General features: G+C 65.4%; 17 protein-coding genes and 2 pseudogenes. 9 read left to right on the top strand and 10 right to left on the bottom strand.

Annotation, left to right across the window (positions count from 1 at the left end; translation table 11 throughout):
• Positions 1-271 precede the first annotated feature (271 nt).
• On the top strand, positions 272-502 hold the full coding sequence (locus AADZ78_RS00805) for a DUF1918 domain-containing protein (RefSeq protein WP_085250371.1): 231 nt from the start codon (positions 272-274) through the stop codon (positions 500-502).
• A 12-nt stretch (positions 503-514) separates the two neighbouring features.
• Here AADZ78_RS00805 and AADZ78_RS00810 read toward each other — a convergent pair.
• From AADZ78_RS00810 to AADZ78_RS00840, 7 genes and pseudogenes are all read right to left on the bottom strand, one after another.
• Positions 515-1583, bottom strand: a pseudogene (locus AADZ78_RS00810) (CapA family protein).
• A gap of 78 nt (positions 1584-1661) precedes the next feature.
• Positions 1662-2123 carry a DUF5709 domain-containing protein gene (locus tag AADZ78_RS00815; protein ID WP_085250372.1) on the bottom strand — a complete coding sequence of 154 codons (462 nt, stop codon included), beginning with the start codon at positions 2121-2123 and terminating at the stop codon, positions 1662-1664.
• A 45-nt stretch (positions 2124-2168) separates the two neighbouring features.
• Positions 2169-2588 (bottom strand): pyridoxamine 5'-phosphate oxidase family protein, encoded by a 420-nt coding sequence (locus AADZ78_RS00820; RefSeq protein WP_264033246.1) that lies wholly within the window; start codon positions 2586-2588, stop codon positions 2169-2171.
• Entirely contained in the window at positions 2585-3373 is a 789-nt protein-coding gene (locus AADZ78_RS00825; RefSeq protein WP_275579111.1) for a sigma 54 modulation/S30EA ribosomal C-terminal domain-containing protein, read from the bottom strand. The genes AADZ78_RS00820 and AADZ78_RS00825 overlap by 4 nt, the downstream gene beginning before the upstream one ends.
• 95 nt (positions 3374-3468) lie before the next feature.
• Positions 3469-3717 carry a hypothetical protein gene (locus AADZ78_RS00830; RefSeq protein WP_085250390.1) on the bottom strand — a complete coding sequence of 83 codons (249 nt, stop codon included), beginning with the start codon at positions 3715-3717 and terminating at the stop codon, positions 3469-3471.
• A 259-nt stretch (positions 3718-3976) separates the two neighbouring features.
• Positions 3977-4435, bottom strand: a complete 459-nt coding sequence (locus tag AADZ78_RS00835) for an ATP-binding protein (protein ID WP_085250373.1) — start codon at positions 4433-4435, stop codon at positions 3977-3979.
• A 59-nt stretch (positions 4436-4494) separates the two neighbouring features.
• Positions 4495-4875, bottom strand: coding sequence for an STAS domain-containing protein (locus AADZ78_RS00840; RefSeq protein ID WP_085250374.1), 381 nt, complete (start codon positions 4873-4875; stop codon positions 4495-4497).
• Positions 4876-5234: 359 nt separating this feature from the next.
• Between AADZ78_RS00840 and AADZ78_RS00845 the strand changes: the two genes are divergently transcribed.
• On the top strand, positions 5235-5846 hold the full coding sequence (locus AADZ78_RS00845; protein ID WP_085250375.1) for a hypothetical protein: 612 nt from the start codon (positions 5235-5237) through the stop codon (positions 5844-5846).
• A 10-nt stretch (positions 5847-5856) separates the two neighbouring features.
• Here the strand turns inward: AADZ78_RS00845 and AADZ78_RS00850 are convergent, their stop codons facing one another.
• Positions 5857-6687: an alpha/beta fold hydrolase gene (locus AADZ78_RS00850; RefSeq protein ID WP_085250376.1), complete on the bottom strand. Its 831-nt coding sequence runs from the start codon at positions 6685-6687 to the stop codon at positions 5857-5859.
• A gap of 62 nt (positions 6688-6749) precedes the next feature.
• Here AADZ78_RS00850 and AADZ78_RS00855 point away from each other — a divergent pair, with 62 nt between their 5' ends.
• Positions 6750-7355 (top strand): TetR/AcrR family transcriptional regulator, encoded by a 606-nt coding sequence (locus AADZ78_RS00855; RefSeq protein WP_085250377.1) that lies wholly within the window; start codon positions 6750-6752, stop codon positions 7353-7355.
• Here AADZ78_RS00855 and AADZ78_RS00860 read toward each other — a convergent pair.
• A complete protein-coding gene (locus AADZ78_RS00860; protein ID WP_085250378.1) occupies positions 7330-8301 on the bottom strand; it encodes a LysR family transcriptional regulator in 972 nt (323 codons plus the stop codon). The two genes, AADZ78_RS00855 and AADZ78_RS00860, sit on opposite strands and share 26 nt — an antisense overlap.
• 94 nt (positions 8302-8395) lie before the next feature.
• Here AADZ78_RS00860 and AADZ78_RS00865 point away from each other — a divergent pair, with 94 nt between their 5' ends.
• The 6 genes and pseudogenes from AADZ78_RS00865 (at position 8396) to AADZ78_RS00890 (ending at position 15232) form a co-directional block, all read left to right on the top strand.
• Positions 8396-9508, top strand: a complete 1113-nt coding sequence (locus AADZ78_RS00865) for a hypothetical protein (RefSeq protein ID WP_204079608.1) — start codon at positions 8396-8398, stop codon at positions 9506-9508.
• 29 nt (positions 9509-9537) lie between these two features.
• Positions 9538-10107 carry a UGSC family (seleno)protein gene (locus AADZ78_RS00870; RefSeq protein WP_085250379.1) on the top strand — a complete coding sequence of 190 codons (570 nt, stop codon included), beginning with the start codon at positions 9538-9540 and terminating at the stop codon, positions 10105-10107.
• A pseudogene (locus AADZ78_RS00875) lies at positions 10107-11222 on the top strand (CaiB/BaiF CoA transferase family protein); the annotation flags it as partial. The gene AADZ78_RS00870 and the pseudogene AADZ78_RS00875, both read left to right, overlap by 1 nt.
• 55 nt (positions 11223-11277) lie before the next feature.
• Positions 11278-12474, top strand: coding sequence for an acyl-CoA dehydrogenase family protein (locus AADZ78_RS00880; RefSeq protein WP_085250380.1), 1197 nt, complete (start codon positions 11278-11280; stop codon positions 12472-12474).
• A gap of 43 nt (positions 12475-12517) precedes the next feature.
• Positions 12518-13150, top strand: a complete 633-nt coding sequence (locus AADZ78_RS00885; RefSeq protein WP_085250381.1) for a hypothetical protein — start codon at positions 12518-12520, stop codon at positions 13148-13150.
• A 195-nt stretch (positions 13151-13345) separates the two neighbouring features.
• Positions 13346-15232, top strand: a complete 1887-nt coding sequence (locus AADZ78_RS00890; RefSeq protein WP_204804823.1) for a PE family protein — start codon at positions 13346-13348, stop codon at positions 15230-15232.
• Positions 15233-15278: 46 nt separating this feature from the next.
• Here the strand turns inward: AADZ78_RS00890 and AADZ78_RS00895 are convergent, their stop codons facing one another.
• Positions 15279-15833 (bottom strand): DUF3558 domain-containing protein, encoded by a 555-nt coding sequence (locus AADZ78_RS00895; protein WP_085250430.1) that lies wholly within the window; start codon positions 15831-15833, stop codon positions 15279-15281.
• Positions 15834-15842 lie beyond the last annotated feature (9 nt).

Below are 15842 nucleotides of genomic sequence, written 5' to 3' on the forward strand. Positions count from 1 at the left end.
CGCTATGAGCAGCGCAGGCCAGTCCCTAGGGGCTTAGGTCCCAGTCGGGGTCGCCGAAGTGCCTTAACTCGAACGGCATGTGCTCCCGTTGTCGCGTCGACTTGTCCTCCGGATTGACCGGTATTTGTGCTGATCAAGCCGACGTCATGGCCGTCATCGCCGTGCGACGGGTGGCTAACGGCGTTCGTCGAGTTATCATTTGACCCATATCAAGCGTCGGGGAACCTGTGCCCACAACACGTCTTTCGAAATCCGTGGGAAGGAGCAGGCAATGAAGGCTGACGTTGGCGACTGGCTGGTGGTCAAGGGCACAACAACCGAGTTGGCCGATCAGCGTGGGCTGATCATCGAGGTGCACGGGGAAAACGGTTCACCGCCGTACGTGGTGCGGTGGCAGGCTACCGGGCACGAGGCCACCGTGTTTCCTGGCTCGGATGCGATTGTCGTCACGGCCGCCGAACAGCAGCAGGCTGACACGCGGCCGAAGTCCCGGTTCGCGTAGGCGAGATCCGGGTCAACACTTCGTCGGAGCGCGTCGGGCAGAGACTGCCAGCCATCCATCTGGCGCTGCCACAACGTCGATTGCGAATCGGCGGCTGATCTGCACCAAGGTTGCGCGCAGCCACTCGGCGTCGGTCCCGAAGACACGCTCGAGGCGCATCTTCCGTACGCGCAGCGGCAGCATCCGCAGCGCGGCGAGTTCCCCACCTCCGAGATCGATCGAGATCAGATATAACAGCCTCAAGTCGGAGCGGTAGGACCCATATCCGCCGATGCCTTCGTAGTCATCGATGACATCGCCGCAGCCGTAGAGAATCGGTTTGCCGCGATATATCTCGATCGGCCGCGGGTGATGTGAGGAATGCCCATGCACGATGTCGATACCGGCGTCGATCAGCCCGTGCGTGTACCGAAACGACCACGACATCGCCGGTGCGCTTGAGCGGGAGTAGCCGTGCCGCGACATCGTCGGCGCTGCTACGCGTCACCGGATCCCGGATCAGCCACACCCCCGGCTGGTCGGTGTGCGCCGCCCACGATTCGGGAACTCCACAGGACTTCATGCAAACCGAGCCGATGATCACCCGTTGGTTGCCGTGCGGCGTGATCACCGCGAAGCGCTGAGCGGCTGCCAAGTCGGGGCCCGCCCCGGCCCCGTGGATCCCGGCCGCGGCGAGAGCGTCGCAGGTGTCGGCCAAGCCGCGGCGACCGAAATCGAGAATGTGGTTGTTGGCCAGGGCGCACACATCGGGCCGGATCGCGGTCAACGCGGGAAGATTGTCTGGATGCAATCGATAGTGAATCCCCTTGCGGTCCGCGAATTCCCCGCCGGCGGTGACCGTGGTCTCCAGATTGATCAGCCGCACATCGGGTGCAAGCTCTTCGAGGATCTCCGCGGCGTCGCCCCAGGGCCACCACCAGTCGACGGGACGGGAGATCGGGCCGTTGGCCAACTCGGCCAGCTCGACATAGCGGCGTGCATCGTGGACATAGGGTTCACGTAACGCCGGGTCTCCTGGATGCGGAAGGATCTGATCGACGCCGCGCCCGAGCATGACGTCGCCCCCCAACAGGACTGTCATCACATTGGGGTGATCGATCACGGTTGCAAGTCCCGTACCAGCCGCCCAAAGTCACCGGCGCCGAATTTAGGTGCGCCGTTAGTAGTCCGCATCCTCGATGATGTGCACCGCGGCCTCCTCGGCGGACGCGGCGCCTCCGTTGATTCCGACGTCCTCGGCCAGCAGCTCTGGCTCTACGTGTTCGCCGAACCCGTGGTCCGGTGCGATAAGTCGACCCGCACGCGCGCGTCCCACCTCGCCTTGCTCTGGAAACTCGGCGTCACGTTCGGCCTCGTCGGAGCGTTGTTGCTCATTTTGGTCGAACAGAACGTTTAGCCGCGTTGCAGGATCCGGTACTTCCTCCGCAAGCAGCTGGTCCAAACTTTCACGCGAAGTGCCGATGGAGCCACGTCCGTACGGTCGTTCGGGCGGCGAATAACCCTCGTCGAGTACGTCGTCGACGCCGCCGTCGATGAGGGTATCCGCTGGCTGGAGTTGGTCGTCGTCTTCCACGCTGTATTCACCTGTCGACGACCCCATACCATTATCCGCAGTGCTCATGACTCAATGATTCCCCTCGTCGTACCGGGCTGCTTCCAGGAGTTCTCACTCGTCGGCAACGATGCGCATACCGGTGACGATTTGGGGTTCGATCGCGATCACCGTGTCCATCACCTTGTTCACCCATGGACGCAACAGCTGCGCATAGCGGGCAATCTGTGCGGGGTCGTCGACGATTTTCGCCAGCCCGGTGATGACGACACTCCAGCCCACCCGCCGCTGTGGGTCGAGATTGTCGGCCTGGTAAGCCACGACCTCGCCGGCATCGGCGCTGAATCGTACGGCCGTCGCGACCTTGGCGGTGAGCCGAGTGCGCACGATCACCCTACCGTCGTCGACGAGGTGGTTGACCGGCCGAATCGCAGGTAACGCCTTGTCAGTGAACACCACTCGTCCGTGGTCCACGCTGGCTAGCAGACGCATAGCATCGGTCCGATCGAGGTCGACAACCTCGCGGGCCGTCACGTTGAACCGCCCTCAATGTCGACGGTTATCGGAGTGATGAGCCCGAGGTTGCCGTCGTAGCGGCGGTACAGCAGCCGACCCCGGCCGGTGGCCGCGTCGGTGAAGAACAGAAACGCCGGACCGTAGGCGCGCATCCGATCCATCGCGGCGGTTTCGGTGAGAGTCGGTGTGGGACGCGGATTCACGATGAGTGGTACGAATGTCGAAGAATCGCCATGCGACAAGACCGGTGGATGCATCCGGCGCTGACGTGCCAGCCTTAGCCCCGACGGCCCGGCCCGGTAGACGACGGCATCCTCGCCGGAGTCGGCATCGGTGAATAAGTGCGCGTCGTAGTCCATAGCGTCCATGACGGCCACGGCCTGGATCGGCGTGGCGCGCTGCAACTCGTACGCCTTGCGGCGGGTGATCACACCGTCGCCGGCACCTGCCAACGCGCGGCGAGTCCGGTCGGGCCAGGGTCGAGGACGCCATGGCTCCGACAACCGCCCGATCTGACGATCCAGCCTGGCGATCGCGGGCAGCACCTCCTGTTCTCTCGACGTGACCGCCTGTACACGGGCGGCGGTGCCGCCCACTTGCAGGTTCACTTGCACCACTATCGGTCCGCGATCGCAGTTTCCCCCGGTCACCCGTACACGGGCGCCGCCGGTGATACCGCGCAGCGTCAACAGACCGCTGATCGCATCCTTCAGGCGATCGGCCTCCAGCGCGGTGATCCGCCCGCGGGATGCCACAACAACGTCGGGAGACTCTTCTACCGACGGCGGCTCGGGTGCAGCCACAGTGGATAGCCCCGCTTTCTTCAGTCGCAGCAACGTGCCCCTATCTTCGCCATGCGCGTCCAACCCGATCTAGGGCCGAAAGTCCATATGCCAGGTCATGGTTGCGCGAGGACTCCCTTGCGCAGAGCGGGACCGATGTTGTCCATCACGCTCTCCAACAGAGCGTCGTAGACGGTTCCGTCGTTCATGATGTTGGTCAACCCATGGTGCAGCAGGTAAGCATCCACCCGTCGATCGATCGGCCAGTCTGCGTAAAGACACTCGGCGAACCTCGAACCCAGAAACTTCCACGCAATCCTGTCCAGCTCGTGCCGGGTCAGTTCGCCTGGGCCGGTCGGCGTCATTGCATCCCTCTCGGTCGCGGGTAACACCTCCATCGTTTGTGGACCGAGTTGCCCACAATAGGGACGAAAGTCATCAACACCGCTACCGTCGTCACCGCCGTCGGACCTCATCGACCGAGCGGCGGCGACGTGCGAATCGAGTAGTCGCTTGGCTATCGCAACTGCTGGGTCCGCACTCCGTACCGGTTCTGACAAGCGCTCACCCGCTCGCGTACCGCAGCGGCATTCAGTCCGGTGTCCGACCAGGTGTAGCGGTTGGCTATGCGGTGGATCTCGACGATTGCATCAGGTGGATCCAGGTCAAGGTGACTTGGGTTCCGTGTGGTGTGGCGTCGATGGTGGCCTCGTCGGCGAGCGCCCGCATCAACGGGATACCGCGGCCCCGGATCGAATATGGGGACGTTCCCACCGTGGGCAGCTCGGGAACCCGCCAGCGGCCGTGATCACTGACGGTCACCGCGAGGGTGTCGGAATCGAAGTCGTAGGCTGCGTTGACATCCATTGTTCCGCCCCGCGGGGCGTCGGCGTATGCGAATTCGGCGGCGTTTGCAAGCGCTTCGTTTACCGCCAGCAGCAGGTCGCTAAAGCGTTCCGCGCTGAGCGTGAAATGTCTTTGCAGCCAACTGCCGAACTCGACTCGGGTCCGAGTAGCGGTGAGCGCGTCCGCGGCAACGCGCGTCCGCGAGAACCGAGAAGAGTCATCGAGGTAGGAAACCATGTACGGTCGATCATTACAGCGTCGCATCGTGTCATGCCGTATACCCGCCAGGGCGTGATTCACGCGTAATCGGTGTTGCCGCTTAGCGCGCTATCGAGTTCGCGGTACAGCGGGACCACCGCGTCGATTCCCATGAGTTTGATCGGCCGGCTGGTGGCCGCGGCGTCCGCGACGACCGCGAATCGAGTCCGCGGCAGCGCCTCAGCGTGAGCAGCTACCAGGACACTTATGCCGGCCGAGGCGAGGAATTCCACTTTCGAGAGATCAACGATCAGGGTTGGGGGCTTGGCGGCCAGCGCCGTGTGTATCGCCGCGTCCAGCCGCGGCGCAGTCAGCATGTCCACCTCACCTGAGACGGTGAGCACTATCGCGCGATCTACCTGGCGTTCCGCGATTCCAAACGCTCTCGAGTCGCCTGGAGCGCCGGACTGTTCAATCATGCCGTACCTCACATCCGTCGCTGGCGCAAAGCGCCAGTTGGCAGTTGACCACTGCCGATCGAAGGGCTGTTAACTCAACCCTGTGGGAATCGCATGGCTCTGGTGGAAACCCACTGCCGTCGATCCTGCGCACCTGAGTCGAGGGGTAACGGCATCCCTTTGACACTAATACGCGTCTCGCGTATGCCGCTCGGCAGGTCTGGCGCGGCTCGCCACTATCATGTGATGATCAGCAACACGCTTTCGGGCTACTGATCATCAACATGATCAGACACGGGATGTTCAGGGCCGCAATGACTTTCGGCGCCAACTGAGCATTCGGGGCGCGGATCCGGGTGTGTGCTGATAGGGTCCGCGAGGTGGGCTGGTACGAGTGGTTGCTCATCGTCGGGGTTCTCTACACCGGGGTCGGGTCCGATCTGGGCCTCAATTGGTTTGCCGGCCTTATCACTGGCAAGCGGCTAATGCCGGATGCTGGAAACGTTTTCGAGCGGCTGTATTACCGGGCTCACGCAGTCAATGACCCCAATATGCGAGGAACCCAGCCGCTTGCCGGCCCGGCCGACAGGATCCCCGCATGGAACCATGCGCTCGCGGTTGGCAACGGCACCATCGTGATTGCGCTCGAGGTCTTAATAGTGATCGGCTTCTTCCGTATGGCCGAGACCGGTGTGGTGCCCAAGTTCGCGCTGCTGGCAGCGTTCGCGTGGCTAATGCGTAGCACCTGGGGCGAGATCGCATACTGGCATGAACTGACCCGCAATCAGGTGGCACCACTGCGGGGCCGTGCGCTCGTGTGGTACTGGACGATCGGCATCCCGCAGGCTTTCTTCCCCTTCCTTGTCGCCGAGCGCTTCTACGGTGGGACGCTTTACTACGCCGTCGAGCCGTTACGGATCGCGGCGTTCCTCGCGGTCCCGGTCGGCCTGATGGTGTTGACCCGGATCTCCTACCGCGGCCGTGTCTGGTGAAAGCAGTGGGTTAGGCGGACACCGCGATTGTCGACAGCAGATCGGCGAGTCGGTCGGGCTGGTCCACCATCGAGAACGTCCGAGCTCCCTCAATGACCTCGAGACGGGCGTTCGGAATGGTCGCGGCCAGTCGTTTACCGTCGTCGAGCGCAAAGAACACGTCGTCGGCAGACCATGCGATAAGCGCCGGCTTGTCGAACTCAGGCAACCGGGCGGCGACGCCCATGGTGACTTCCCGGCGCAGCGACAGCGTGAACTGGCGTAGGTCCTCGGCAATCGAGGGATCGGATAGGCCCGGACGCACCCAGGTCTGGACGAGATCGTCGATGTCGCGGTGGGCGAGGCCGGCATAGGCGCGCCGGCGCGCGGTCGGCACCCGCATCGCCTGGCTCACGGCCCGGAACAGCGTCTTCGATTTGGCTGCCACGATCACCGGTTTGAGAATTGGTGGCGGAAAGTGTTCAAACGCATCGCAACTCGTGAGCACCAGCGCTCCAAGACGCTCGGGGTGGTGCACGGCGACCAGTTGGGTGACGACGCCGCCGGTGTCGTTGCCCACCAGTACCACGTCATCGAGGTCGAGCGCGGCCAGTACCTCGGCGACGATGCGGGCGACGCCGGTGATGGTTCGGTCGGTGCCTGGGCGTAGCGGTTGTGGATGGGCGCCGAGTGGCCACGTGGGGGCGATGCAGCGCAAACCGCGCCCCGCGAGTCGTTCGCTGACCTGCCGCCACAGCTGACCACCCATCAGGTACCCGTGGACGAACACGACAGGTCTACCGTTCTCGGGTCCGGTTGCTTCGTAATGGATGGTTCCGGCACTAATGTCGATCGTCGACATAGATATCCCCCAGCTCGATGTACAGTTACAAACAGTCTGCCCGTAACTTACCAACAGGTTGTATGGAAATCAAGAGGCGCACCCAGGTCGAGCGCTCCGCGGCAACGCGTGAGGCGTTGATATCGGCTGCCCGCAAGCTGTGGGGCCTACGTGGATATGCCGAGGTCGGAACGCCCGAGATCGCCAAGGAAGCCGGGCTGACCCGCGGTGCGATGTATCACCAGTTCGCCGACAAGGCGGCGCTTTTCCGAGGTGTGGTCGAGGCGGTGGAGCAGGACGTAATGGCCCGCATGGCCACCTTGGTGGCCTCGTCGGGAGCGGCGACGCCCGCCGATGCGATCCGGGCCGCGGTCGACGCGTGGCTTGAGGTGTCCGGCGACCCCGAGGTGCGTCAGCTGATCCTGCTGGACGCCCCCGCCGTGCTCGGCTGGGCCGGTTTCCGCGAGGTCGCCCAGCGCTACAGCCTGGGCATGACCGAACAGTTGCTTGCCGAGGCCATCCGGGCGGGCCAGTTGGCACGTCAACCGGTGCGGCTGCTGGCAACCGTGATGATCGGCGCGCTCGACGAGGCGGCCATGGCCATCGCCACCGCCGACGATCCCAAGCGGGCCCGTCGCGAGATCAGGCAAGTGCTGCGCCGGCTTATCGACGGGATGCTCGACGACTAACGTCGTGGGATGGCGATGCCAGTTGCGGGTAGTGCTGGTTGAGATCGCGCAGGTACTCCGGTGACGCCTGCGTAGCTACGTCGAGAAAGCAACGCACGCTTGGCGATTGGTTGGCGGTGCGCCATACCAAGGCCAGCGGACGGTACGGAAGCGGCCCGTGTAGTGGCACGAACCGGACGCCCTTGCGATTGAGGTTGATGAACGACGTTGGTAGTAGCGCGATTCCGGCCCCAGCTGCCACCAGCGCGAGAATCGTTTGGACGCGCGGAACTTCGTCGACGATGGGCGGCTCAATGTCGTGTAGGCGGAACAACTCGACAACATCGGCGTAGGTGGTGGCCGCCGCGGCGCGCGTCCACAGGATGATTGGCTGATCTTTCAGCCGGGCCGGGTGGATCCGCTGGTGGGTCGCGAATTCATGGTCCTCACAAACCACCGCGACAAGCGGGTCATCAATCAGGGTCTGGATGGAGAGCGACGCCTCATCGACGGGCCCGCGCAGGAAGCCGACATCGAGGCGGTGTTCGACCAGTTGACCGACCTGTTCGGCGGTGCCCAATTCAGTGAGCTCGAGTTTGACGTCGGGGTACTTTCGGTGATGCGCCCGCATGACATACGGCAGGACGCCATCGACGGCGGCTTGCAAGGCGCCGATATGCAGATGGCCGAGATGACCGGTGGCCGCCTTGCGTGCGGCGGCAAACGCCCGCTCGGCATGGGTGAGCGCGAGCCGCGCCTCTTCGAACAGTGCGTTGCCCGCATCGGTGAGTTCGATCGGACGCCGGGTTCGATCGATGAGCTCGGCTCCCAGTTGGCGTTCGAGTTTTTGAATCTGCTGGCTCAGCGGTGGCTGGGCGATGTGAAGCCGCTTGGCGGCCCGGCCGAAGTGTTGTTCTTCGGCGACGGTCACGAAGTACCGAAGCAGGCGCAGTTCCGGATCAGTCATATCTGCAGAATATAATAGCGGTCTCAATATGTCTTGGACTATGAAGATGTAGCGACCTACGGTTGTCCCCACGAGCAACGTAGGAGGCAACCAGATGACCGCTGTGATCACCGACGAGTGCGATCTTGTCGAGTACTACTTCGACCAGCCGTGGAGCGACGGCTTGCCCGTGGTCCCACCTACGCCCGAGCGTGTCGCGGCCGTGTTGGACGTCCTGGGTGGTCACCCGAAGGAACTCGTGGCGCGCATTCCACCGCGCTGGGGGAGCCTTACCCGCGAACTACTGGCCGTGAACATGGTGATGGCCGGCTGCAAGCCCGAGTATGCGCCCGTCGTGCGCGCCGCGATCCTCGCGCTGGCCGACGCCCGGTTCAACCTCAACGGCATTCAGGCCACCACGCACGTCGTCTCGCCCCTCGTGGTCGTCAACGGTCCGATCGCGCGGCAGATCGGAATGAACTCCGGCGGAAACGTTTTCGGCTCGGGAAACCGCGCCAACGCCACCATCGGCCGCGCCGTCCGGCTGATCCTGCTCAGCGTCGGCGGCGGCATTCCGGGTGAGCTCGACAAGAGCACGCTCGGGCATCCGGGCAAGTACACGTTCTGCATCGCCGAGAACGAAGAGGCCAGCCCGTGGGCGCCGTATCACGTCGAGCACGGCTACGCACCCGAAGACAGCACCGTGCTGGTGATCGGCGCCGAAGCGCCGCACAGCGTCACCAACCATATTTCCGATGACCCACAAGGGATTCTGGACTCCATCGCCTCGGCGATGAGCACCATCGCCCACAACAACGCGGTGCTCGGCGGGTCGTGCACCGTCGTCATCGGAGTCGAACATGCGCGCACCATCGCGTCCTTCGGCTGGACCCGCGACGACGTCCGCCGCTATCTGTGGTTCAACGGCACCAACGACTGGGACGAGGTGAGTTACGGCAACCGCTACGCACCTCCCGGGGGGCGCACCTATAACCGCAACCTGCCGAAGTGGTATCCGCGCGTACCGGGCAGGAAGCTGCCAATTGTGTTCACACCCGACGACATTCACCTGTTCGTTGCCGGCGGGGCTGCCGGTCGATTCTCGGCGTTTCTGCCCGGGTGGAGCACCGCGACGACTCCGGTGCTGCGTGCCATTAATGATGACGTCGCGGGCCGCGGGGGCGGCGTGCGCGAGCTTGACTGCTCCGACGGCGCCTGCCGCCTGTGAGAGATCTCGAATCAATTGAGGAGAAAGCGATGAACTTCACCTATGACCCTTGCGGTGTGATCGAAGTAGCGGCGATCCCGATGGCTCCCCGACCTCGGAGCACCGCGGGCCTCCGCTTAGGGGTGCTGAGCAACACCAAGTGGAACGCCGCCAAGTTGTTGCGCGCCACGGTTCGGGAGGTGGCAGCTCTCGGGTTGACCTTCGCCTCGGTCACCTACTACGACAAGCACCACTTTTCCTCGGACGCCAGTCCGGAGTTGATCATGCAGATCGCGGCCGAAAACGACGTCGCGCTAACGGCCATCGGTGACTGCGGCTCGTGCTGCTCGGCATGTGTCAACGACGCGGTGCGTCTTGAAGAGGCCGGGTTGCCCACCGTGGCCATCGTGACGACCGAATTCGAACTTGAGGCTCGCTTGCAGCGCGAGTCGCGCGGAATGGCTGGTCTAGAACCCGCCGTCGCGACCCATCCGATCAGCAGCCTGACCCTGGAACAGCTCGACAGTCGTGCCGCCGAGATAGCGCCGCAAGCTTGGCGCATTTGGTTCGGTGCCGACGCGGCACCAAACGGAAACCCGCTCGAGGCCGTCGCCAAGTGATGAATCACGATGCACCACCGCCACTTTCGCCGTTACTGGTCGCCGACTTCTCCCGGATACTGGCTGGGCCATACTGCACCATGACCCTCGCGGACCTGGGTGCCGACGTCATCAAGGTCGAGCGACCGGAAGGCGATGACACCAGAGCCTGGGGACCTCCATTCGTCGACCACGAGAGCACCTACTATCTGGGCGTCAACCGCAACAAGCGCAGCATCGTGCTGGACCTACGCGACGACGACGACCTATTGCTGGCCAAGACCTTGGCCGAACACGCCGATGTTCTGGTGGAAAACTTCCGCCCCGGCACGATGGCGCGATTCGGCTTGGATGAGCCCACAATTCGCCAGGCCAACCCCGCGCTGGTGTACTGCAGCATCTCGGCCTTCGGGCCCGGCGCAGGCCGTCAGCTCGCCGGCTACGACCTCCTGGTTCAGGCACTGGGCGGCCTCATGAGCGTCACCGGACCCGACTCCGACACCCCAACCAAAGCCGGCGTGGCGCTGGTCGATGTGCTGGCGGGGCTGTTCGCGACAGTCGGCATATTGGCGGCGCTGCGTGAGCGCGACCGATCCGGACGCGGCCAGCACGTCGAGATCAATCTGATGTCGACGCTGCTGTCGGCCCTGGCCAATCAGTCCGCCAGTTATGTGCTCGCCGGTCAGATCCCGCACGCGATGGGCAACGGGCATGTCAGCATCGCCCCCTACGACACCTACCCGACCGGCGACGGAATGATCGTGTTGGCGGTGGGAAACGACAAGCAGTTCGGCCAACTCTGCGACGCCCTGAGAATTTCCGCCCTGGCACGTGATCAACGATTTCGCACCAACGAACTGCGGGTGCGCAACCGAGCTCAGCTGCGCGAGCACCTAGAACGCGCGCTAGCGTCCAGCTCGGCCCGGTATTGGACGAAGTTGCTACCCGCGTTGGGCATACCTGCCGGCGCGGTCAACAACATCGCTGACGCTTTCGCGTTCGCCGAACAGCTTGGCCTGCAACCGATCCAGAACACCGAAGACGGCGATAACCGACTCGGCCGCCAGGTGGCCAGTCCAATAACTTTGTCCGCCACACCGGTGTCCTACCGGACCAGGGCACCGCTGCTGGGGGAACACGGCACCGACATCCGTAGCTGGCTGGCCAGTCTTGCGCGACAAGGAGATCCCGATGACCACAACCCCGGACACTTGCACAAACCGAACACCGTTGAGCGCGCGCGACTTCTTGGCGATCGACAACGGCTTGTCCGATGCGGAACGGCTGACCCGCGACACGGTTCGTGCCTTTGTCCGCCGGGATCTACTGCACCGGCTTCCCGCGGCCTACGCCCAGGGACAGCTACCTGACGGGTTCCCCACCGCCGCAGGCCAACTCGGTCTGCTCGGCATGCACTTGCACGGTTACGAGTGTCCCGGTATGAGCGCGGTCTGCTACGGGTTGGCGTGCATGGAGCTCGAGGCCGGCGACAGCGGTCTGCGCAGCTTCGTCTCGGTTCAGGGATCGCTGGCCATGTTCGCGATCTGGCGCTACGGAAGTGAACGGCAGAAGGAAACATGGTTGCCCTCCATGGCGAAAGGCGCGGCCATCGGATGCTTCGGACTGACCGAGCCCGACGCCGGTAGTGACCCCGCCCGCATGCGGACGACCGCGCGACGGGACGACGACCAGTGGGTACTCAACGGCACCAAGATGTGGATCACCAACGGCGACACCGCCGACGTGGCCGTGATCTGGGCCAAGACTGCGGACGGAATCCGAGGATTTGTGGTACCGCGCAACACACCTGGCTTCGTCGCACACAACATTCGGCACAAACAGTCCCTACGTGCATCGACCACCGCTGAGCTGGTCTTCGACGACTGCCGGCTTCCGCTGGATGCGATGCTTCCCCAAGCCAACGGTCTGCGAGCACCGCTATCCTGCCTCACCGAAGCCCGATTCGGAATTATTTGGGGAGCGGTAGGCGCTGCCCGGGCATGTTACGAAGCCGCACTCGACTATGCGTGCACGAGAACGCAATTCGGGCGTGCCATCGCGGGTTTTCAGCTCACGCAGGCCAAGCTTGTCGAGATGCTCACCCAAGTCAACACGTGCTATCTGCTGGCGCTGCACCTCGGCCGACTCAAAGACTCCGGCCAGCTGCACCCAGAACAGGTCAGCTTCGGCAAGCTGCATAACGTGCATAGTGCGCTCGGGGTTGCACGCGCGGCGCGAACAATTCTGGGCGCCAACGGAATAACGCTCGCATACCCGGTGGCGCGTCACATGGCCAACCTCGAATCGGTGCTGACCTACGAGGGAACCAGTGAGATCCACACGCTGGTGGTGGGCCGGGCAATCACCGGCATAGCGGCATTTCATTAAGTGGGCGATCGGGTGACGATCATCGGCTAGGCTGCCTGGAGTCATGGCATCCCGGATCGGTACGAGCAGCGCGGCATGTGTGTTGGCATGCACCGCTCTCGTGGGTATGCCGGCGGCACAGGCAAACCCCGACGTCACGCTGCCCCCGATCGCATCGACTGGAGGCGGGCCGATCATCGGCGGCGGTGACGAGGCCGCCCAGTACCGGATCTCGCGGCAATTGAGCAGCCTCGGCAATCCCGACGTCCAAGAGGGGGACGGAGCGGATGCGGCGGCGTTCATCATGGACTCAGCCGCTGTGCCCAGCAGCGGGGCCAACGCGCGCCTGGCCGCTGCCTTCGTGCCGTTGCAGCGGGCGTTGGGATGCCAGCGGGACAACACGTCGTTCGGCGCGCGTGCCTACCGGCGGTCCGACGGACAGTGGGGCGGCGCGGTGCTTGTCATCGCCAAGAGCGCTACGTCGGATATCGACGCTCTGACGAGCTGTGTCAAGTCGGTATGGCCGGCACCCACCGCCGGCGGGTCGACGTCCATGTGTGCCAGCGGGTGGACCTATCCGACCTCCGGCGAGAACCACCGCCCGGAGACGTATTACGTCTTGCTCGCCGGCACCAATGGCGACTTCTGCAGCGCGCCCAATGAAAACTATGCCAACTACGCCACGCGGTGGCCGTAACCGCGAGGCACGCTGTGCTGCAGTTGGTTTCGATCAAAGTCGCAAAGCAGCTTCGAACGAAACCGGGTGCCTCGGCTTAATGGCCGGTTTTCGCAAATGGCGTTGGGGGAGAGTGGACGGACGCTACGATTCGCCTTATCGACTGCTCGGCCGTCGCCGGGGCCCGGGTTGTCCAAACCTGGTGGGAGGTGCGGGATGACGTTTGTGATCGCGATGCCGGAGGCCATGGTGGCGGCGGCTTCGGATTTGGCCGGAATTGGTTCAATGATCAACGCCGCAAATGCCGCGGCGTCGCCCCTGACGATAGGCGTGCTGGCGGCGGGTTCGGACGAGGTGTCGACGCAGATCGCGGCGTTGTTTGGCGCGCACGCCCAGGAATATCAGGCGCTGAGCGCCAAGGCGGCGGCCTTTCATACCCAATTTCTGCAGGCGTTGACCGCGGGTGCGCGGTCGTATGCGAGCGCCGAGGCCGCCGCCGCCTCGCCGTTGCAAGTCGTGGAACAAAGTGTGCTCGGTGCGGTGAATGCGCCCACTCAGGCGTTGTTGGGGCGTCCGTTGATCGGTAATGGGGCCGATGGGCAAACTGTCGGCGGGGTGGGACAGCCGGGCGGGGCCGGCGGGATCTTGTACGGCAACGGCGGCAACGGTGGTACCAGTACCGCCCCCGGGGTGGCCGGGGGCGCCGGCGGTGCCGCCGGGTTGTGGGGCAATGGTGGGGCCGGCGGGGCCGGCGGGGGCGGTGCGGTCGGCGGCGTCGGCGGGGCCGGGGGCTGGCTGGTCGGTAACGGCGGCGCGGGCGGGGCCGGTGGCACCGCGGTGCCGGGCGTTAACGGCGGCATCGCCGGGGCTGGGGGGAACGGCGGCAACGCGGTCGGTCTGTTCGGCGATGGTGGGCCCGGCGGACCCGGCGGCACCGGCCTGGCCGGAGCGGACGGCGTCGATCCCATCCCAGGTCCCCCAGCGGGCACCGGCGCCGCCGGCAGTGACCAAATTGGGCCCGATGGTCCATTTGTCGGCGGCGATGGCGCTACCGGCGGCAACGGCGGGACCAGCGGGACCGGCGGGACCGGCGGGGCCGGCGGTGCCGCTGAGGTCCTCTTCGGGGGTACCGGCGACGCCACCGGCGGTGCAGGTGGCAACGGGGGTGCCGGCGGTACCGGAGGTGCCGGCGGGGCCGGCGGCAACGGCCAAGCCAACACCGGCACCGGCGTCGGCGGCGCCGGCGGTCACGGGGCTGACGGCGGGGTCCCCGGTGGTGCGGGTGGCGCCGGCGGCCCCGGCGGATCTGGGAGTGCGTTTTTCGCCGGTGCTGGGATCGCGGGGGCCAGCGGCAATGGCGGCAATGGCGCCGCAGGCGCGTCCGGCGGTGCCGGTGGCACCGGAGGCGCCGGAGGTAACGGTGGAGCTGGCGGGCTGTTAGCCGGCAATGGCGGTGCCGGCGGTGCCGGCGGCACCGGGGGGGCCGGCGGCGACGGTGGCAGCGGCGGAGCGGGTGGCGACGGCGGCGGCAACGACCCCAACATGCAAACCAGTTCCGGAAGCACCCTGTCTCAGGGGAGCGCGGGCGGTAACGGCGGTGCGGGTGGCGTCGGCGGGTCCGCAGGTGCGGGTGGCGTCGGCGGTGCAGGTGGCGCCGGCGGCGCCTCCTCGCGGTTGTTCGGCGTCGGCGGTGCCGGTGGCGTCGGCGGTGCCGGTGGCGTCGGCGGCGGCGGCGGTGTCGGTGGCGTCGGCGGTGTGGGTGGCGACGGCGGCGGCGCTGTTACGGGCACCAGCGCCGCTCCGGTCATTGGCGGTGCTGGTGGTCTCGGCGGTGCTGGCGGTGCGGGCGGTGACGGCGGTAACGGAGGTGGTGCGGGCGTCGGAGGCGCGGGCGGTCCGGGCGGGCTCCTGATGGGCCGGCCGGGCGTCAGCGGTACCGCCGGCACTGGCGGTGGCGGCGGTACCGGCGGGGGCTTGGGCACCGGTGGCACCGGCGGCGCAGGAGGCACAGCTACCTCCTTCGGATCCGGACCGAAAATCCCCGGCATCGCCGGCGCCGACGGCACGGACGGCGCACCCGGTACCGACGGCGCACCGGGTTAGCCCGCCGCGGTCGCCGCGTAGTGATCGCCGGCTGCTGTGTGGGCGGTCATTTGGCGGCCGCGATCGATTGGCGGGATAGCTCGATCGCGACGTCGCACAGATTGCGGTCCGGCCTTCTCGTGAATTGGATTGACCACTCGAAGAAGTCGGCGTCGTACTGGATGGCGACGTCACAGAGCCTGTTGCCGAGTCGCGGGTCGGAGGCTACCGCGACAAAGCCGTCGTGCCCATCAAGGTTGATGTCGGTGACGGTGCTGCGCATCCGCTCCTCGTTCTTGCGTTCGCGGCTGATGGGGCTGCCTCGAAACCAGCTGAACGAGATCCACGGCCCGATGATGGCACCCGCGACCAACCACTGACACCCCACCGAGTTGCGGGCCGTCACGACCAGCCCGCTAACCCCGGTTAGCTGGCCGACGGTCTGATCACTGATACCACCGCATTCCGGGAAGAAGGGGCCATGCGCCACGTTTGGCGTGGCAGACGGGGACGCGGGCTGAGCCGGTTGCTTGCCCGATCCCGGCGAGCTACCCGAGCACCCCGCCAGCAGCGTGGCCGCGAGAGCCAGCACCAGCAGCCGTGTCGGGAGTCGCCGGCTCATCACAACCCA

Source organism: Mycobacterium riyadhense, assembly GCF_963853645.1.
Taxonomy (GTDB): domain Bacteria; phylum Actinomycetota; class Actinomycetes; order Mycobacteriales; family Mycobacteriaceae; genus Mycobacterium; species Mycobacterium riyadhense.